This is a genomic window from Salinicoccus hispanicus (assembly GCF_009831115.1).
Taxonomy (GTDB): Bacteria; Bacillota; Bacilli; order Staphylococcales; family Salinicoccaceae; genus Salinicoccus; species Salinicoccus hispanicus.
Genome location: NZ_WUUK01000001.1, coordinates 642,186 through 659,432 on the forward strand (window position 1 = coordinate 642,186; position 17,247 = coordinate 659,432).

Here is a 17,247-nt window from a genome sequence, read left to right on the forward strand (position 1 = left end):
AATAATGAGTTTTAAAAACAATATCATAGTCGGTTTCATGCTGTTTGCCATGTTCTTTGGCGCAGGAAACCTGATTTTTCCACCAGGGCTGGGTTTTGATAGCGGGCAATATTTCTGGATGGCAATCATCGGCTTTGTCATTACCGGGGTAGGACTGCCACTGATCGGAGTCATTGCCGGATCCATATCCAAAGATGGCTATCGGGAATCTCTCAAAGTCGTCCATCCGATATTTGCCATCATCTTCATGGTGATCATCTATCTCGCAATCGGACCGTTCTTCGCAATTCCAAGGACAGCGACGACAGCATATGAGATGGCGATGGTGCCATTCATCAACGGCACAGGCTGGGTGAGTCTGCTCATATTCACACTTGTCTTCTTCGGTATCGTATTTGCATTGAGCTATAACCCGAGCCGCATGGTCGATAATATCGGCCGCTTTCTTACACCGGTACTGCTGGTTACCATAATTGCTCTGATCGTCAAAGCAATCACAATGTACATCGGCAACGATTCAGGTGCTGCGGCTGAAAGTTTTGATTCTACATCTCCATTTTCTGTCGGATTTACTGAAGGCTACCTTACTATGGACGCGATTGCAGCCATTGCCTTTTCAGTCATCGTTTTAAATTCGATCCGCAGCCTTGGGGTTACCAAAAGAAAAGACCTGCTCATCGAGACAATCAAATCTGCTTCCATTGCAGCATTTCTTCTGGGCGTCATCTACATTTCGCTCGGATGGATCGGAAACCATGTAAGTCCAAGTGTTTCCCAGCCGGAAGACCAGAACCTGGGGACGTTCCTGCTGACATTCGTAGCTGAAGATTCCTTCGGTCAATTCGGCACAATCCTGCTCGGTGTCATCGTTGCAGTGGCCTGTCTGACAACAGCGACTGGCCTTGTTGTTGCTGTCAGCGAGTATTTCAATAGTATTCTTCCTAAAATATCGTACGAAACTTTTGTCATCATATTTACTCTGATCTCACTTGTGCTCGCCAACCAGGGGCTGACACAAGTCATCCAGACAAGTGTTCCCGTGCTTTCAATCATCTATCCGATTGCCATGGCGTCCGTTGCACTGCTGTTCCTGACATACTTCATACCATCACCACGACTGAGCTTCCAGATTCCGATCTACCTGATCATCGTTACAAGCATCCTGGCAGTTGTTCACAGAAATGGATGGTTTGATTTTGGATGGATTGAAAATATGCCTCTGTTCCAAAGCTCATTCGAATGGATCCCCGTCATGGTCATCGGTTATATTGTCGGTTATCTGATAGGGATGAAACAGGAGAGAGTAAAATATTCATAAAAAAAGAAGCGCAGATGCGCTTCTTTTTTTAATATCTATGTTCCTGCTTGATTTCAAGCAGTCTTGTTTTAAGATCCTCTTCCATCTGTTCAAGTTCACGCTCCGCTGCCTGACGTTTCTGTGAACCTTCCTGCTGTATTCTTAGAGTTTCCTCAATAGTCGTTACCAGATTATCCTGCGTCGTCTTCAATGTCTCGATATCAACGATGCCTCTTTCATTCTCCTGCGCAGTGCGTATGGAATTTTGCTTGAGCATTTCAGAGTTTTTGGTCAACAGGTCATTGGTGGTGTTTGTAACAGCCTGCTGTGCCTGGGAAGCCGATTCCTGACGGAGCAGGGTAAGGGCGATCGCCATCTGGTTTTTCCATAATGGTATGCTGGTCAGTATGGAGCTCTGGATCTTTTCAGCCAACGTCTGGTTGATATTCTGGATCATCCTGATCTGCGGTGCAGACTGTAATGTAATCTGTCTTGAGAGTTTAAGGTCATGAACCCTCTTTTCCAGTCGGTTGATATACTGCATCATATCGTTGACTTCCTGCACATGCATCTGATTGCTGGATTGTTCGGCTTTGCTCCTTAGTTGCGGCAATGTCTCATTCTCGAGTTCCTGCTTTTTCATTTCAGCAGCAGCAATGTAGATATTTATCGCATCAAAGTAGTCTTTGTTCTGATCATACAGCTTATCGAGCAGATGGACATCTTTGACAAGCACTTCCTTGGCATGCTCAAGCTGGATGCTGATGCGATCGACTTGTGAAGCGACACTCTGGTGTTTGGAGATCAGTTCATTCACTGATTTCTTGACTCTTCTGAACAGCCGGTTGAATATATTCTTCTTTTCCTTGGAAAGTTCATCAGGATCGATTTCTTTGAGCTTCTTCATCAGGCTCTCCAATGTATCCCCGATGGGACCTACATCCTTGGACTGCACTTCATTCAGCATCTGGTGGGAGAATTTTGAAAGGGCCTGCTGAGCATTGGCCCCATATTGAATCAGAGCATCATTATTCAAAGGTTCTATCTTATCTTTGATTTCTGTAATTCTCTTCAGGTCTTCCTCATTGAACCGTTCCTGATAGGTCGTCAGTGCGTCCTGCTGCTGGCTCTCCTCGGTCATGGCCGCTTCCGGCCGAGGAATCAATTCATTCTCTTCATCCACTGAAGAAAACGGGTCTGACAGAAGCTGTTCTCTCAATTTATTTTCCTCTTTCATCATCTTCACCTCTGTTTTGGTATACGGGTTCTTTCTCTTTTTTCTTAAGCTTCACTTTCTGCTTATCCAATGTGTTGTCGAGTTTCATGGTGGATGTGCTACGCTTTCTGTTCAGCTTTATAAAGTCCTTTTCAACTTCCAGTGCCTGATAGCCATTCCTGTTCATTGATGACAGGTTGCTCTGTATCGTCCGTTTCAATTCCAGCAGTGAAATTCTTGTTTCATGAAGTTTCACCTTCTCCTCTTTGGTCTTGCCTGGCATCTTATAGAGGAAAAGATACTGTTCAATTGTATTTACTGCCGAGTCCAGATTCGAGTGGAAAAACTGCTGGATATTGAAAAATAGTTTAGGGTCATTTTCAACTGTCTGATATACAGTCCGGACAAGGCGGTTGATATCATATATCAGACGCGCGTCCTTCAATGTTCTTACATTCTTATAGCTCTGTCTCAGCCGTTTTATCTTTTCTCTCGCTTCCGTCAGCTGACTTTTGACATAACGATACTCACTTTTGGTAATTCCCATCTTCTGCAGCTGGGAATTGAGACTGATGGATTGAGTAGGGAAGTAGGCCGCAAAAAAACCACCTGCTGCAATCATCATATCGAACACCAGATGAATATCGAAGGCTATCATCGAAAACATGCCGGCCACAAGAGCAACCGGAACGGAAATTAATGATGCAAACCAGTGTGATATATTATTCTTCATTTTTAAATTACACCTTCAGTCAGTACTATTTGGTGACAAATCTGCCACTGCCGTCTTCAAGGGGAATGTTTTCGACGGAATAGTCGTCAACTCTTGAAGCAGGGGAGATCCCCTTGATGATCTCCTGTACAAATTGATCGAGATCGGATGTTTCTCCGGTCGCCAGTATTTCCACATGATCCTGAACGTTTGCTGCATATCCGGTAATATTCAGTCTGTCTGCAGCAGCTTTGGCCGAATATCTGAAACCGACCCCCTGTACATGGCCGGAAACGTTTATCATTCTAGATTCCATCTGCAACACCTCTTATACATATTATAGGATTTTTAACTTGATAATGCGAATTATACGCGTATATAATACATATATTATCAAAAGCGAATGGAGTTTTTAAAATGCTTAGGATTGTCATACTCAAAGCGGATTATGAAGGCTGGTGGCTCTTTGAGGGTTGGCAGGATAATATCATCAGACAGTTCAGCTATGATTCGGAAAAGGACATGCGTCAGGCGTATGCCGAGCTGAAGCAGCAGATGAAAGAGAAGTTTCATTCTTCCAAGGAAGGTAAATACAGTCTTACAGCTTTCTTCAATGGCTGTGAGCTTGAATACTGTGAAGACTGTGATGAAGACCTTCAAATCTACTATACACCGATAATGATTAAAAACGACGAATTATTTGTATAATATTATTAGAATATTCATAAAAAATTTACAAAACTTACAAAGAATCATTTGCAAATGCAGTCATTTTGCAGTATAATTGATATATCAATAGGCATTCTCTATTTAAGAAATTGTATGTACCATACAGTTCTTATCTATGTAGTTTATGCATATTGAATTATCGTCTTTGGAGGATTTAATTAATGAAACAAGGTACAGTAAAATGGTTCAATGCAGAAAAAGGTTTTGGCTTTATCGAAATCGAGGGTGAAAACGACGTATTCGTACACTTCTCAGCGATCAATCAAGAAGGTTACAAATCTCTTGAAGAAGGTCAATCAGTAGAATTCGAAGTAGTTGAAGGCGACCGCGGCCCACAAGCTGCTAACGTTGTTAAACTATAATATAAATCCATTTATAGGTTAAATTGATTTGTATCATGAAAAACCTGGGTCCAGGCCCAGGTTTTTTTATTGCCAATATATATGGAGCGCCTTATGGCGCTCTTTTTTTATATCATATCATTTTCTATCAGCTGGGCAAGACTCTGCCTTCTGATCACTTCACGAACGTCTGCTCCAGTTACGAAGATGACAGCGGGTTTCCTCATCTGGTTGTAGTTCGATGCCATGGAGTAATGGTAGGCACCTGTTGTTCTTACAGCAACAAGATCCCCTCGGCTGACATCTTCCGGCAGGGAAGCATTCTTACGTACAATATCCCCGGATTCACATAGCTTACCGACGACATGAGCGTCCATGGACTGGGTCTTGTTCTCTTTAACAGCCATCACTTCATATTCTGCGCCGTAGAGTGGGGTGCGGATATGATCGCTCATGCCACCATCGACTGATACATAACGGGAAACACCAGGGATATCTTTGACGACACCGACTTCATATAGTGTAATGCCTGCTTCAGCGACAATGGAGCGTCCGGGTTCTATCATGATGTGGGGGAGGGGGATACCATACTCGGTGGACAGCGACTTCAATCTGCTGATGATGTTGGCAAATCCCTTTTCTATCGGATAACGTGTGTCTGCCTCTGTATACCGGACACCGTAGCCGCCGCCCATGTTCAGAATCTCAATGTCGATACCGGATTTTGACAGCCACTCAAATACGACATCAAGCGCCTTCAGGAAAGGTCCTTCTTCATCTATCTGTGACCCCAGATGATAGTGGACACCTTTAAAGTTCACATATCTGCTTTCCTGGATCATTCTGATGGCCTCAAACGCTGTACCATTATGGATGGACAGACCAAATTTGCTGTCCTCCTGGCCAGTCTGTATGTATGAGTGGGTGTTGACATCAATGCCTGGATTGATTCGCAGCAGAACGTCTATGGGCTGATCTGCCAATCTGTCGAGCAGAGCCACTTCGTCCATGGCATCAACGACAAAAAGTCCAATGCCCACTTCCAGCGCATACTGGATTTCTTCTGCCGTCTTATTGTTGCCGTGAAAATGGATATGGGAGGCCGGGAAGCCTGCCTGGATTGCCGTATACAGTTCACCTGCCGATACGACATCAAGCTTCATATCTTCTTCCTGGAGCAATTTGACCATCTGTACCGAGGTGAATGCTTTGGATGCATAGGAAATCGAGTAGTCGAGTGATTCCTGTTCAAATACGCTATGGTATTTTCTGCACTGGCTGCGGATTGCGTCTTCGTCATATACAAATAGTGGCGTGCCGTATTGCTTTGCCAGATCTTCCAGTGCATGGTCGTTCAGATGGAGTTCATTATTGATATACGCCAGTGTCATTGATAATCACCTTCTTCAGAGAGTTGTAGTTCAGTGCCCCCAGCTGTTCGGAGTTCGCCCCGACACCTAAGGCTGTAAATTCATCGATTCTGAGATCATTGCCATATAGGATCACTTCATCTTCCATGTCTACACATTCATCCACTTCCACAATCATATGGCTCATCATCAGTGCTTTTATCGGGTAGCGTCTGCCGTTGATCATACAGTCGAACTCGGCACGTTTTCTTAATATGCCGTCACCATAGCCGATATCCACCACCGCGATCGATGCGTCTTCATGCGGTTCGTAACTGCCGCCATAACCGCACTTCTGACTGGCTCGAAGATGTCTCAGCTGAACGATTGGAGCCTTCAGCGTCATACTCTGTTCATAGTCTGAAGCAGGCAGAGTAGCATAGGGGCGTGAACCGTATAATGCTATGCCGAGCCTGAGGTGCGTATGATGCTCAAAAAGGCCGTCGCGTGCATAGCTTGCGCTGTTCTGGGCATGGATGTATTTGAATGTATGACCTGTGTTCATAACAGTTGACAGGAGATCGAGCCACATTTTTCTTTCCACTTCATACTCCTGCATATCCAGCTCATCCGCATAGCCGAAGTGTGTCCATATGCCTGCAATATCGGCGCGCGCGTGGGGCGGCAGGGCATATGCATCATTGATCACTTCCACCATATCTGATGCATCTTCAAAACCCGATCGGTTGAAAAGTCCTGCATATTCCAGATGAATGCTGATGCCGGTGAGGTCATCTCTATACTTGTAGTAGTATTCCAAAGAGGGGAGGGTGATATGGAAATCATTGCGTCTGACCATTTCCAAATCATACGTCGGGTTCATCAGAAAAATCATTGCATCCGGTGCCATCTCCCTGATTGTGAGTGCCTCATCCATGGATGTGGTGGCAAATGAATGGATACCGGCCTCAAGAAACGCACTGACGGAAAACTTCAGACCATAATTGTAGGCATTGTTCTTAACTACAGCGATGACATTTTTGCCACCTGATGATGCTTTCGCTGTCCGTATGAATTGTGCTCTGTCGATTATGAGTGTACCGCCCATTCCATTCACTTCCTTTTTATATTTCGTTCATCAATGCTTCGTAATAATCGGCTACATTCATAAGAACCGCTTCATCGAGATCGAATGTTGCTGTATGCAGGCTGCTTGTAAATCCTTTTTCTTCATTTCTACTTCCAAAGAAGACGAAATAGGATGGGGCAAGACGACTGTAGAAACTGAAGTCCTCACCAAAAAGGTAGGGCTTGTCATTCTCCACTACATCTACATCGACCTTCGACCCAGCAAGTGCTGCTTCAACAGGCTGTCTCAGAGCCTGTGCATTCATGACCGGTGGATAACCTTCATTGAAAGTGACCTCGACCGCTGAACCGAACAGCTCGCTCGATGTTCGTGCCAATGTCTGCATTCTTGATTTGATGGTATCAAGGTCATTCATTTCATATGTTCGTATCGTTCCCTCAAGATAGCCCTGGCTTGCCACTGTATTGATGGCCTCGCCGGCATTGAGGTTTCCGATATGGATGATGTTGCGGTTCAGACCATTCAGATGGAAATGCTGCATCTGTGTCAATTGTGTTGCGATATGCAGCAGGCTTTCTATTGAAGATACACCCTCGTGCTTTGCTGCGACATGTGCGGATTGGCCATTGATATAAAAACGGAACTCCGTAGCACTTGCTGTAATCGCGTCATCCCGGAGTATCACTTTGCCTTCATCCTCATTCGGCATCATATGAACACCGAATACTGCTTCAATCTCCATATCAGGCTGCCAGACATTGATCAGCTGGTCTGCGCCTGCCGCCGTTTCTTCGGAAGGCTGGAAAATGAAGATTACATTGTGCAGCAGCTGCCCTTCGTCAGCAAGTGCCTTGCACCGTTTTGCGAAAAGCATGAGTGCACTCGTGTGACCGTCATGCCCGCATGCATGCATGGCGCCATCAACTGTACTGCGATAGGGCACATCATTCTCCTCATGGATCGGCAGGGCATCGATATCCGCCCTATAGGCGATGGTTCTATCCGAATTACCGTCCAGATAAGCAACGGCCCCTGTTTCAAGAGGCCGTTCAAAAGGAATATCCATCTGTTCCAGAAATGTAATGATATGATCTGTCGTTCTGAATTCCTGCATGCTTATTTCAGGATGCTGATGGAGTACCCGTCTGTGATGCGTGACGAATTCAAGATCAGTCATTCAGTTTCCTCAGTGCAGCAACAATTTCCTTCTTGGAGCCTTCAACGTCCTGCGCCTGTTTGATGACTTTGGCTGGTGTACCTGCGACGACAGTGCCTGCTGGTACGTCTTCAGTGACTATGGCACCTGCAGCAACGATTGCGCCCTGACCGACTCTGACACCTTCCAGGATGACAGCATTGGCACCGATCAGTACATCATCTTCAATGACGACAGGGGAGGCACTTGGCGGTTCTATGACGCCAGCGAGTACAGATCCGGCACCAACGTGCACATTCTTGCCTGTCACGGCACGGCCCCCGAGAGATGCATTCATGTCGATCATGGTACCTTCTCCGACCACTGCACCGATATTGATCGTTGCACCCATCATGACGACTGCGCCGTCTTCGATGACTGCATTTTCACGGATGAATGCACCTGGCTCGATACGTGCATTGGTTTCTGACAGATCCTTCAATGGGATGGCAGAGTTTCTTCTGTCCATTTCAATTTCGATATCTGTGATGACGTCCGTATTTTCTGTTTCGAATGCTTTCCAATCAGCAAGATCTGCAAAAATCGTCTTTGAACTTTCACTGCCAAAAACTTTGAGTGTTTCAGGGAACTGGACATTTTCAAAGTTGCCGTTGACGTACACCTTCACAGGTGTCACCTTATGTGCGTCGCTGATGTATTGGATGATTTCTTCTGCTGTAAAGTTTTCCATGATCTTATCTCTCCTCGAATAGATTATTATAGTCGTAGAACCCGTCCGGCCGGTCGACCAGAGCTGTTGCTGCTTTCAGCGCACCATTGGCGAAGATTTCCTTCGATTGCGCCTGGTGGCTGATTTCAATGACTTCGTCATCTTTGGCGAATATGACATCATGCGTCCCGACGATGGAACCGCCTCTGATGGCACTGACACCAATCTCTTCTTGTTTACGCTTTTCATGAATATTGGACCGGTCGTATACCGGGTAGCTGCCTTCACGATGATCAAGGGCAGTGTCCAGTAATTTTACCAGAGTGCCACTTGGTGCATCCACTTTCCTGTTGTGATGACGTTCGACCATCTCCAGATCGAAGTCTTCAAGCATGTCCAGTGCTTTCTTGAGCAGTGTATTCATGACATGGACACCGTAGCTCATATTGGCACTGAAGAATACAGGCAGCGATCCACTCTTTTCTTTCAGTACAGCAACCAGTTCTTCCTTCCTGCCTGTCGTTGCAATGACAAGTGGTGTCTTCACTTCACCTGCGAGCAGAGGCAGCAACAGATCCGGATGCGAAAAGTCGATGGCGACATCCGCACCTGCTGCATCGATCGAATCGAATGCAGGGTAGGGGGGATCACTTTTACCACCAGCAATGATGCCGGCAATTTCATGTCCTGCTTCTTCAGCCAGCCTTGCTGTGATTCTATTCATTGTGCCGTAGCCGATCAGCAGTATTCTCATACGAGAGAACCCTCCCTGAACTTTCTCAGTGTTTCAACCACTTTTTCGTGCGCTTCCGCTTCGAGAGGGACAAGTGGCAGTCTCAGTTCATACTTGCCGAAGCCGAGTACACTCGTCATCGCTTTTACCGGTATCGGGTTGACATCCACCTGTACCGCTTCGATCATCGGAATAAGCCTATTGAACTGTTGCTGTGACTTCGGGTCATTGTGCTGGATGCTGTCATAGACTTCCTGCAGCTCACCGGGGATGATGTTGCCGACTACGGAGATCAATCCTTTGCCGCCCATTCTGCAGAATTCATGCATATTATCATCATTGCCGCTGTATAGGGAGAAGTCCTGATCTTTCGTCATTTCAAGTACTGTTTTCGTATATTCCAGATCACCTACAGCATCCTTCAGACCAACGATATTCTGATGTCTGCTCAACTTTTCTACAGTCTCAGGCTCTATTGTCATCCCGGTTCTGCCAGGGACATTATAAAGGATGACAGGCAGATCGGTACTTTCCGCCGCCTGCACAAAATGTTCGTAAAGACCGCGCTGGCTGCTTTTATTGTAGTAGGGGGTGATGAGCATCAGCGCGTCTGCGCCGGCTTCAGCAGCATACTTCGAATGCTCTATTGTAGTCCGCGTCGAGTTTGTACCTGTGCCTGCAATGACAGGTATACGACCTGAGACCGCCTCTACTGCCGTTTCGAGGAGGGCACGCATCTCGTCACCCTCAAGTGTCGGTGATTCACCTGTAGTGCCATTGATGATCAGCGCCTGTGCATTGTTTTCAATCAGGTATTCGATATGTCTTCTGAATGCTGCATGATCCACAGCGTCATCTGCGAATGGGGTCGTCATCGCTACACCGATGCCTTCAAAAATAACCGTATCATTCATTATGAACCCTCTCCGTTTCCATCATCATTTTTAAAATCTGTACTGTGTTCTGCGCGGCGCCCTTCAGAAGATTGTCTGCTGTGCACCATATATGGAATGTATTATCCAGTGAATCATCTCTTCTTATGCGTCCGACGGATACTTCCGGTTCACCTGTACTTTCAAGCGGTGTCGGATATACATTATTTGCAGGATCGTCCAGCAGTTTGATGTGGGGGAGATTTCTGAATGCTTCCCTTACTGCTTCAACCGAAGCTTCCTGATCCAGAGTGACGTTGATGTGCACGCTATGGCTGTTTGACACCGGAACCCTGACACAGGTTGCGGTCACCCGGAGGTCTTGCTGGTCCAGTATCTTCTTTGTTTCGTCCATCATCTTTATTTCTTCTTTCGTATAGCCATCTTCCATGAAGACATCGATGTGGGGAAGTACATTATCATGGATCGGATGCGGATAGGTTGTCGGTGCTTCTCCTTTTGCTCCCGCCTCAAGATCCCTCAGACCACCCGAACCAGAACCGGAGACGGCCTGATAGGTAGTGTAGTGTACTCTTTTCAATCCAAACTGCTCTTTGAGTGGCTGGAGTGCCACGACAGACTGGATGGTCGAACAGTTGGGATTCGCTATGATGCCTCGATTGAGCTTCGGCGTATTGATTTCCGGCACGATCAGATCGATATCTTCATGCATCCGCCACTGGCTGGAGTTGTCTATCACGATGGCGCCATTTTCCTCGAAAATCGGTGCGAACTGCTTGCTGGTGCCACCTCCGGCACTCATGACGACGTAATCGAATGCTTCCTTCGCTGATTCTTCATTCAGTTCCGTGACTGTAAGCGTCCGGCCCAGGACTTCGATCTCTTTACCTGCAGAACGCGGGGAGGAGAAGAGCACCAGCTCATCCGCCTCTATCTCATACTGCTCGAACATTTCAATCATCTTGCTGCCGACGACACCAGTCGCTCCAACTATTGCTACTTTGACCATATTGATCTCCTCCTGATTTTATAGTTCGAAGGCTGTCGCCAGTACTTCGACTGCCTGCTTATCATTTACACTGTCTACGACGTAGGAAATGCTGATTTCCGAAGTCGTTGTCTGATAGAACGGTATTCCTGCTGCCTGTAGGGCCCTGAATGCTTTCGATGCCACGCCTGTCATATCCCGCATCCCTGAACCGATGATCGAAACTTTTGACCGGGTGGTTCTGGCATCGAGCATCATTTCAGGATGCATATGTCCGACTGCTTCAAAGATCTCATCCAGACGATATGAATCAGCATCTTTGACTGTAAAAGAAAGCTGAAATCCTTCGCTGTTCACGACTTGCGAAATCATATCGATATTGATGTCATGCTTTTCGAATTTTTCGAAGAGGTCGAATATGAGTGTCGATTCCTTCTGTGGTTCATAGAGTGTGACATGGATGATGTCACTGTCGAGCGCTGCCCCCGTGACTGCTTTCCTTTCAAGCACTTGTGTATCCTGCATGATCCATGTTCCTTTCTCTTCAGATAGTGTTCTTCCCAGATAGAGTGGGATGGCATGATTTTTCGCAATTTCTACGCATCTTGTTTCAAGGACTCCCGCACCGAGTGCACTCATTTCCATCATTTCATCGTAAGTGATCTCATGGATTCTGCTGGCTGCGCCATAGACTCTCGGGTCTGTGGTGTATACGCCATCCACATCCGTATATATTTCGCATGGCATGCCACAGCGTGCTGCGATGGCCACCGCCGTTGTGTCGGAACCACCCCGGCCAAGTGTTGTAATCTCAAGATCGTCATTGATGCCCTGGAAACCGGCAATGACAATGACGTCATGGATTTCAAGCGTCTCTTTCAATCGTTTTTCATCAATATCTGCAATTCTGCTTTTCATGTGGCCGCCGAATGTTTTTATACCTGCCTGGTAGCCCGTCATGGCCTTCGTACAAACACCAAGATCTTCAAGCACAATTGAAAGGTAGGAGATGGTCTGCTGTTCTCCAGTAGTCAGCAGCAAAGCCACGTGGTCCTCTTTTGGAGCAGAGGAGAGCCGGCTGGCATTCCGCAGCAGTTCATCCGTCATGCCTCCCATCGCGCTGACAACAACAATCAGCTTCTCACCCCGCGAGACCCGCGACTGCAGTTCTCCGGCAATATCTTTTATCTTGTCGAAATCACCTACAGACGTTCCGCCAAACTTCAATACACTTGTTTCCATATGACCTCCTGCTAGGGAAGTACTCACTTAAATTAAAAAAAACAAGCCCGGAATGCCGGACTTGTTATATCTATACACAAGTGATGCACTCCATTATTTTGTGAAAATAATGACAGATCTGTAGCTCTTAACCTTCAGATCCAATAGCGTACCGCTGCAACGGTCTGCTATTTCGGCATCTCACCCTTTTGCACACTTAAAGCTCGCAGGCTTTGATAAGTGGCTACTCATGATTGATGCGCCTCATCCAACTGATATTAAATTTTATAAACGTAATTATACATATATAATCCATACATGTAAACCACTTTTTTAAAAATAGACAATTGCCGCATAATTACGACTTGATGAGCCCTTTATCTTTCAAGTACTCTTCGTACGTCGATTCTTTGACGATGGCACCTGTTTTCTCGAGTTCCAGCACTTTGTTTGCGATGGTATTGATGAACTCGAAGTCATGAGATGCAAAGATGATGGATCCTTTGAATTTCTTCAGTCCTTCATTGACCGAGGTGATGCTTTCCAGATCAAGGTGGTTTGTCGGTTCATCCAGTATGAGTACATTGGATTTCGACAGCATCATTTTGGACAGCATGCCTCTCACTTTCTCTCCACCGGATAGGACATTCGCCTTTTTCTTGGCTTCTTCGCCACTGAACAGCATGCGGCCGAGGAATCCTCTCAGGAAAGTTTCAGTCTGCTCTTCAGGTGGTGCATACTGGCGCAGCCAGTCGACCAGGTTCAGGTTTACACCTTCGAAGAATTCGGAGTTGTCTTTTGGCAGATAGCTGTGACTTGTCGTCACGCCCCATTTGACTTCTCCTTCGTCCGGCTTGATTTCTCCGGCAAGAATGCGCAGCAGGGTAGTGCGGGCAATCTCGGAATAGCTGATCAGTACGGTCTTATCATATGGGTCGAGTGTGAAATTCACATTATCCAGAACCTTCTGGCCGTCAACTGTGTGGGAAAGGTTTTTGACCTGCAATAGATCATTACCGATTTCACGCTCAGGTGTAAAATGAACAAATGGATATTTCCTTGACGATGGTTTGATATCATCAAGCTCTATCTTTTCGAGGGTTTTCTTACGGCTGGTCGCCTGTTTAGATTTCGATGCATTCGCACTGAAACGTGCGACGAAATCCTTCAGTTCCTTGATCTTCTCTTCCTTCTTCTTATTCTGTTCCTGCGCCATCTGTTGGGCAAGCTGGCTGGATTGGTACCAGAAGTCGTAGTTGCCGACGTAGACCTGGATCTTACTGAAGTCAAGGTCTGCAATGTGGGTACACACGTTATTAAGGAAGTGACGGTCGTGTGAGACGACAATGACAGTATTGCTGAAGTTCATGAGGAACTCCTCAAGCCACTGGATTGCTTCGATGTCGAGACCGTTGGTCGGCTCATCGAGCAGCAGTACATCGGGATCGCCGAAAAGACTCTGTGCCAGGAGAACTTTCACTTTCTGATTGTTCTCGAGTTCTGACATGTTCTTGTCGATCAGATCTGCACCGATGCCAAGACCATGGAGCAGGCTCTCAGCGTCTGCTTCAGCTGTCCAGCCGCCCATTTCTCCATATTCACCTTCAAGTTCGGCCGCACGCATGCCGTCTTCATCTGAAAAATCCGGTTTCATATATATGGCGTTCTTTTCGTTCATGATATCCCATAGCTTGGCGTGGCCCATCATGACGACATCGAGAACGCGCTGATCTTCGTATCCGAACTGATCCTGCTTCAGTACGGCCAGTCTTTCGTCATTCCCCATGCTCACATGACCTGTCTGTGCTTCCAGTTCTCCTGAAAGTATTTTAAGAAACGTTGATTTGCCGGCGCCATTCGCCCCGATCAGACCATAGCAGTTTCCGGGTGTGAACTTTATATTTACATCTTCAAACAGTTTTCGGTCACCAAACCTCAGACTGATATCTGTAACCTGTAGCATAGGCACTCTCCTTTAGTATATTCTTAAGCGATGATACCACATTTATGGTACCATTGAAATATAATTCTAGGAGGCCAGTGACCGATGGAACATGAATCAAGCCGATTTTCGGACATCATCAGGAACAGTCGACGCAGTGTGTTTTTCACTGGAGCAGGGGTTTCTGTCAAAAGTGGCATCCCCGACTTCAGAAGCATGGGTGGACTGTTTGATGAAATCAGCAAGGAAGGCCATTCGCCCGAGTATCTGCTGAGCCGGTCGCATCTTGAAAATGAACCTGAAAGCTTCGTCCGCTTCTATAGGAAACGGCTGATGTATCTTCAGAAATCGCCAAATATCGTCCATGATTTCATTGCAGCTGAAGAAGACGCGGGCCGTTCACTCGGCGTCATCACCCAGAACATAGATGGCCTGCATACGGAGGCGGGCAGCCGCAATGTGGATGAACTCCATGGAACGATCAACCGCTTCTATTGCACCGGTTGCAGCACGCAGTATTCCAAACAGGCAGTCATCGAACAGAATCTGATGCATTGTGACTGCGGGGGCATCCTGAGACCGGACATCGTACTTTATGAAGAAATGCTGGATGAATCCGTAATGCAGTCCGCCATGGACAAACTTGGACATGCAGACACGCTTGTCGTCATGGGAACATCACTCGTCGTCAATCCGGCAGCATTCCTCATCAACTACTTCAGCGGTAGTCATTTCATCATCATCAATCAGGACAGAACACCATTCGATCGTGCAGCAGACCTGGTCATCAATCAGGATATGACCAAAGTCATCGAGCACATCTATAATAGTTAAGGAGATAATATATGGAACCAATATCAGGAACAGTACAATTTTTGGAAGTCATCAAGAAGGAAGGCTCGACATACCATTTAAAAACAGAGGATGCGCAATATATCAGAATGAACGCCTCTACATCGGATAAGGAATTCGAAATCGGTGATCAGGTCAGCGCCTTCATCTATCCGAACAGAAGTGGTGAACTGTTTGCCGCTCCAATCGTACCGACAGCATCCGTCGGCCAGTATGGCTATGCGACTGTCACAGAAGTGAACAGGGACGGCGCATACGTGAACGTCGGTGCGCCTAGGGATATTCTGGTGCCCTGGATCGATCTCCCGAAAGTCAAAGACGTCTGGCCGAAAGAGGGCGACCAGCTGTATCTCGTCTTGAGAGCAGAGCATGATAACCAGCTCTTCGGCAGGCTGCTCAGTGAAAATGATGCAGCAGAACGCTTCACACCTGTCGACCAGTCGAAGTTTGCAGAGATGAAGAACAAATGGCTTGAAGGCCGTCCGTATCGTCTGCTCAGGATCGGGACATTCCTGCTGACCGAAGATGGCCACAAAGTGTTCGTCCATGAAAGCGAAAGGGAAGCAGAGCCGCGTCTTGGTGAACTGAAGAAATTCAGAGTGATCGGCATCAATGAAAAAGGCGAAATCAATGGTTCCTTCATCCAGCAGGCATACAAGAAAATGGACGCTGACAGCGAAAAGGTGATGGACTATATTACAAAAAATGGGGGCAGCATGCCATTGACTGACAAAAGCCCTCCTGAAGACATCAAAGAAGCATTCAACATGTCGAAAGGTTCATTCAAACGTGCGCTCGGCCGGCTGATGAAAGAAGGCAAAGTCGAGCAGACAGGCAAGGAAACAGTCGCAAAGAATCAATAGGTATAGATGGCCCTCCGGTTTTTATTGACGGAGGGCCTTTTGTATTGAGCAGTGGTCGACAATTGGGTATTCTTGAAATGAATGATAAAGAAAATTACGAAAAGAGGGTTTGGATGATCAGATTTGACAGCGATTATATAGAAGGCGCACATGAATCGATTTTAAAACGGCTGTCCGAGACCAATAATGAACAGCTGCCGGGTTACGGTACGGACCATCACACAGAAACAGCCAAAGCGTATATCCGTGATCTTTGCGGAGTAGACGCAGATGTACACTTCATGGTCGGTGGCACACAGGCCAATATGACCATCATCGCATCGATGCTCAGAACCCATCAGGGTGTCATCGCGCCCGATAGCGGCCATATTGCCGGTCATGAAACAGGCGCCATCGAATCAGTCGGACATAAAGTCCTGGAAATCGAAAATAGCGACGGTAAAATAAATGCCGAACAAGTCAGAAGCTTTGCAGAGGGCCACTGGAATGATCCGACCCACGAACATATGCCGCAACCGAAGATGGTCTACATATCACAGCCGACTGAATCTGGTACATTATACTCCAGGCAGGAACTGGAAGATCTCAGGGAAATATGTACTGAAAATAATCTATATCTGATGGTTGATGGCGCCAGGCTTGGATATGCACTTGCATCCCGGGACAATGATACAAGCATCCGTGACTTGGCAAGTCTATGTGATGTCTTCTATATCGGTGGCACAAAAGTCGGTGCACTATTCGGCGAAGCCATCGTCATCACCAATGATAATATAAAACCTGATTTCCGCTATATTATGAAGCAGAAAGGCGGATTATTGGCCAAAGGCAGACTGCTCGGCATCCAATTCGAAGTCCTTTTTGAAAATGGGCTGTACTTTGAGATATCAAAGCATGCCATAGAGATGGCCCATCGTCTGGCAGAAGCTTTTGAGAAGAAAGCTATCGAAATGTATGCTCCCGCATCAACAAATCAGATTTTCCCAATACTGACCGATACACAGATCGACGTATTACAGTCAAAGTATGCCTTTCATGTATGGGAAGAGATTGATACAGCAAGGAAAGCCATCCGGCTTTGCACGAGCTGGTCGACTACCAGTGATGATGTCGATGCACTGATCAGCGATATCGAAAAACTTTAGAAAATAGTGTC

General features: G+C 46.5%; 18 protein-coding genes and 1 riboswitch. Of the genes, 6 read left to right on the forward strand and 12 right to left on the reverse strand.

Annotation, left to right across the window (positions count from 1 at the left end; all coding sequences use genetic code 11):
* The first annotated feature begins 4 nt into the window (after positions 1 to 4).
* Positions 5 to 1,318, forward strand: coding sequence for a branched-chain amino acid transport system II carrier protein (brnQ, locus tag GQ671_RS03290; RefSeq protein ID WP_160652642.1), 1,314 nt, complete (start codon positions 5 to 7; stop codon positions 1,316 to 1,318).
* A 28-nt stretch (positions 1,319 to 1,346) separates the two neighbouring features.
* On the opposite strand, the gene GQ671_RS03295 is transcribed toward brnQ, so the two are convergent.
* Genes GQ671_RS03295 through GQ671_RS03305 form a run of 3 tightly spaced genes read right to left on the reverse strand, consistent with a single transcriptional unit; the run spans position 1,347 to position 3,541 of the window.
* Positions 1,347 to 2,534: a toxic anion resistance protein gene (locus GQ671_RS03295; protein WP_160652644.1), complete on the reverse strand. Its 1,188-nt coding sequence runs from the start codon at positions 2,532 to 2,534 to the stop codon at positions 1,347 to 1,349.
* Positions 2,518 to 3,246, reverse strand: coding sequence for a 5-bromo-4-chloroindolyl phosphate hydrolysis family protein (locus tag GQ671_RS03300; protein ID WP_160652646.1), 729 nt, complete (start codon positions 3,244 to 3,246; stop codon positions 2,518 to 2,520). Before GQ671_RS03300 ends, GQ671_RS03295 begins: the two co-directional genes overlap by 17 nt.
* 25 nt (positions 3,247 to 3,271) lie before the next feature.
* Positions 3,272 to 3,541 (reverse strand): acylphosphatase, encoded by a 270-nt coding sequence (locus GQ671_RS03305; RefSeq protein WP_160652648.1) that lies wholly within the window; start codon positions 3,539 to 3,541, stop codon positions 3,272 to 3,274.
* Between the two features lie 101 nt (positions 3,542 to 3,642).
* Between GQ671_RS03305 and GQ671_RS03310 the strand changes: the two genes are divergently transcribed.
* Complete coding sequence (locus GQ671_RS03310) at positions 3,643 to 3,933, forward strand: DUF1033 family protein (protein ID WP_160652651.1); 291 nt, start codon at positions 3,643 to 3,645, stop codon at positions 3,931 to 3,933.
* 182 nt (positions 3,934 to 4,115) lie between these two features.
* Positions 4,116 to 4,316: a cold shock protein CspA gene (gene cspA, locus GQ671_RS03315; protein WP_017548994.1), complete on the forward strand. Its 201-nt coding sequence runs from the start codon at positions 4,116 to 4,118 to the stop codon at positions 4,314 to 4,316.
* A 107-nt stretch (positions 4,317 to 4,423) separates the two neighbouring features.
* Here cspA and lysA read toward each other — a convergent pair whose 3' ends face one another.
* The 9 genes from lysA to GQ671_RS03360 form a co-directional block, all read right to left on the reverse strand.
* Entirely contained in the window at positions 4,424 to 5,686 is a 1,263-nt protein-coding gene (gene lysA, locus GQ671_RS03320; protein WP_160652655.1) for a diaminopimelate decarboxylase, read from the reverse strand.
* Positions 5,664 to 6,752 (reverse strand): alanine racemase, encoded by a 1,089-nt coding sequence (locus GQ671_RS03325; RefSeq protein WP_160652657.1) that lies wholly within the window; start codon positions 6,750 to 6,752, stop codon positions 5,664 to 5,666. Before GQ671_RS03325 ends, lysA begins: the two co-directional genes overlap by 23 nt.
* Before the next feature lie 16 nt (positions 6,753 to 6,768).
* On the reverse strand, positions 6,769 to 7,911 hold the full coding sequence (locus tag GQ671_RS03330) for a M20 metallopeptidase family protein (protein WP_160652659.1): 1,143 nt from the start codon (positions 7,909 to 7,911) through the stop codon (positions 6,769 to 6,771).
* Positions 7,904 to 8,620 (reverse strand): 2,3,4,5-tetrahydropyridine-2,6-dicarboxylate N-acetyltransferase, encoded by a 717-nt coding sequence (dapD, locus tag GQ671_RS03335; RefSeq protein ID WP_170288612.1) that lies wholly within the window; start codon positions 8,618 to 8,620, stop codon positions 7,904 to 7,906. Before dapD ends, GQ671_RS03330 begins: the two co-directional genes overlap by 8 nt.
* 4 nt (positions 8,621 to 8,624) lie before the next feature.
* The gene (dapB, locus tag GQ671_RS03340; protein ID WP_160652662.1) at positions 8,625 to 9,353 is read right to left on the reverse strand and encodes a 4-hydroxy-tetrahydrodipicolinate reductase; all 729 of its coding nucleotides are present in this window, start codon (positions 9,351 to 9,353) and stop codon (positions 8,625 to 8,627) included.
* Entirely contained in the window at positions 9,350 to 10,246 is an 897-nt protein-coding gene (gene dapA / locus GQ671_RS03345; protein WP_160652665.1) for a 4-hydroxy-tetrahydrodipicolinate synthase, read from the reverse strand. The genes dapB and dapA overlap by 4 nt, the downstream gene beginning before the upstream one ends.
* Positions 10,239 to 11,234, reverse strand: a complete 996-nt coding sequence (locus GQ671_RS03350; RefSeq protein WP_160652668.1) for an aspartate-semialdehyde dehydrogenase — start codon at positions 11,232 to 11,234, stop codon at positions 10,239 to 10,241. Before GQ671_RS03350 ends, dapA begins: the two co-directional genes overlap by 8 nt.
* An 18-nt stretch (positions 11,235 to 11,252) precedes the next feature.
* A complete protein-coding gene (locus GQ671_RS03355) occupies positions 11,253 to 12,455 on the reverse strand; it encodes an aspartate kinase (RefSeq protein ID WP_160652671.1) in 1,203 nt (400 codons plus the stop codon).
* 75 nt (positions 12,456 to 12,530) lie between these two features.
* Positions 12,531 to 12,710: riboswitch (Lysine riboswitch) on the reverse strand.
* An 82-nt stretch (positions 12,711 to 12,792) separates the two neighbouring features.
* Positions 12,793 to 14,397, reverse strand: a complete 1,605-nt coding sequence (locus GQ671_RS03360; protein WP_160652674.1) for an ABC-F family ATP-binding cassette domain-containing protein — start codon at positions 14,395 to 14,397, stop codon at positions 12,793 to 12,795.
* Positions 14,398 to 14,481: 84 nt separating this feature from the next.
* On the opposite strand from GQ671_RS03360, the gene GQ671_RS03365 reads away from it, so the two are divergent.
* From GQ671_RS03365 to GQ671_RS03375, 3 genes are all read left to right on the forward strand, one after another.
* Positions 14,482 to 15,210, forward strand: a complete 729-nt coding sequence (locus tag GQ671_RS03365; protein ID WP_160652677.1) for an NAD-dependent protein deacylase — start codon at positions 14,482 to 14,484, stop codon at positions 15,208 to 15,210.
* Between the two features lie 11 nt (positions 15,211 to 15,221).
* Positions 15,222 to 16,091 (forward strand): CvfB family protein, encoded by an 870-nt coding sequence (locus GQ671_RS03370; RefSeq protein ID WP_160652680.1) that lies wholly within the window; start codon positions 15,222 to 15,224, stop codon positions 16,089 to 16,091.
* 113 nt (positions 16,092 to 16,204) lie between these two features.
* Positions 16,205 to 17,236 carry a threonine aldolase family protein gene (locus tag GQ671_RS03375; protein WP_160652683.1) on the forward strand — a complete coding sequence of 344 codons (1,032 nt, stop codon included), beginning with the start codon at positions 16,205 to 16,207 and terminating at the stop codon, positions 17,234 to 17,236.
* Positions 17,237 to 17,247: the final 11 nt, after the last annotated feature.

What these genes read in the sequence shown, in the direction of transcription:
- brnQ (WP_160652642.1), top strand. Translation starts at nt 5, where the DNA reads ATGAGTTTTAAAAACAATATCATAGTCGGTTTCATGCTGTTTGCCATG.
- GQ671_RS03295 (WP_160652644.1), bottom strand. Translation starts at nt 2,534, where the DNA reads ATGAAAGAGGAAAATAAATTGAGAGAACAGCTTCTGTCAGACCCGTTT.
- GQ671_RS03300 (WP_160652646.1), bottom strand. Translation starts at nt 3,246, where the DNA reads ATGAAGAATAATATATCACACTGGTTTGCATCATTAATTTCCGTTCCG.
- GQ671_RS03305 (WP_160652648.1), bottom strand. Translation starts at nt 3,541, where the DNA reads ATGGAATCTAGAATGATAAACGTTTCCGGCCATGTACAGGGGGTCGGT.
- GQ671_RS03310 (WP_160652651.1), top strand. Translation starts at nt 3,643, where the DNA reads ATGCTTAGGATTGTCATACTCAAAGCGGATTATGAAGGCTGGTGGCTC.
- cspA (WP_017548994.1), top strand. Translation starts at nt 4,116, where the DNA reads ATGAAACAAGGTACAGTAAAATGGTTCAATGCAGAAAAAGGTTTTGGC.
- lysA (WP_160652655.1), bottom strand. Translation starts at nt 5,686, where the DNA reads ATGACACTGGCGTATATCAATAATGAACTCCATCTGAACGACCATGCA.
- GQ671_RS03325 (WP_160652657.1), bottom strand. Translation starts at nt 6,752, where the DNA reads ATGGGCGGTACACTCATAATCGACAGAGCACAATTCATACGGACAGCG.
- GQ671_RS03330 (WP_160652659.1), bottom strand. Translation starts at nt 7,911, where the DNA reads ATGACTGATCTTGAATTCGTCACGCATCACAGACGGGTACTCCATCAG.
- dapD (WP_170288612.1), bottom strand. Translation starts at nt 8,620, where the DNA reads ATGGAAAACTTTACAGCAGAAGAAATCATCCAATACATCAGCGACGCA.
- dapB (WP_160652662.1), bottom strand. Translation starts at nt 9,353, where the DNA reads ATGAGAATACTGCTGATCGGCTACGGCACAATGAATAGAATCACAGCA.
- dapA (WP_160652665.1), bottom strand. Translation starts at nt 10,246, where the DNA reads ATGAATGATACGGTTATTTTTGAAGGCATCGGTGTAGCGATGACGACC.
- GQ671_RS03350 (WP_160652668.1), bottom strand. Translation starts at nt 11,234, where the DNA reads ATGGTCAAAGTAGCAATAGTTGGAGCGACTGGTGTCGTCGGCAGCAAG.
- GQ671_RS03355 (WP_160652671.1), bottom strand. Translation starts at nt 12,455, where the DNA reads ATGGAAACAAGTGTATTGAAGTTTGGCGGAACGTCTGTAGGTGATTTC.
- GQ671_RS03360 (WP_160652674.1), bottom strand. Translation starts at nt 14,397, where the DNA reads ATGCTACAGGTTACAGATATCAGTCTGAGGTTTGGTGACCGAAAACTG.
- GQ671_RS03365 (WP_160652677.1), top strand. Translation starts at nt 14,482, where the DNA reads ATGGAACATGAATCAAGCCGATTTTCGGACATCATCAGGAACAGTCGA.
- GQ671_RS03370 (WP_160652680.1), top strand. Translation starts at nt 15,222, where the DNA reads ATGGAACCAATATCAGGAACAGTACAATTTTTGGAAGTCATCAAGAAG.
- GQ671_RS03375 (WP_160652683.1), top strand. Translation starts at nt 16,205, where the DNA reads ATGATCAGATTTGACAGCGATTATATAGAAGGCGCACATGAATCGATT.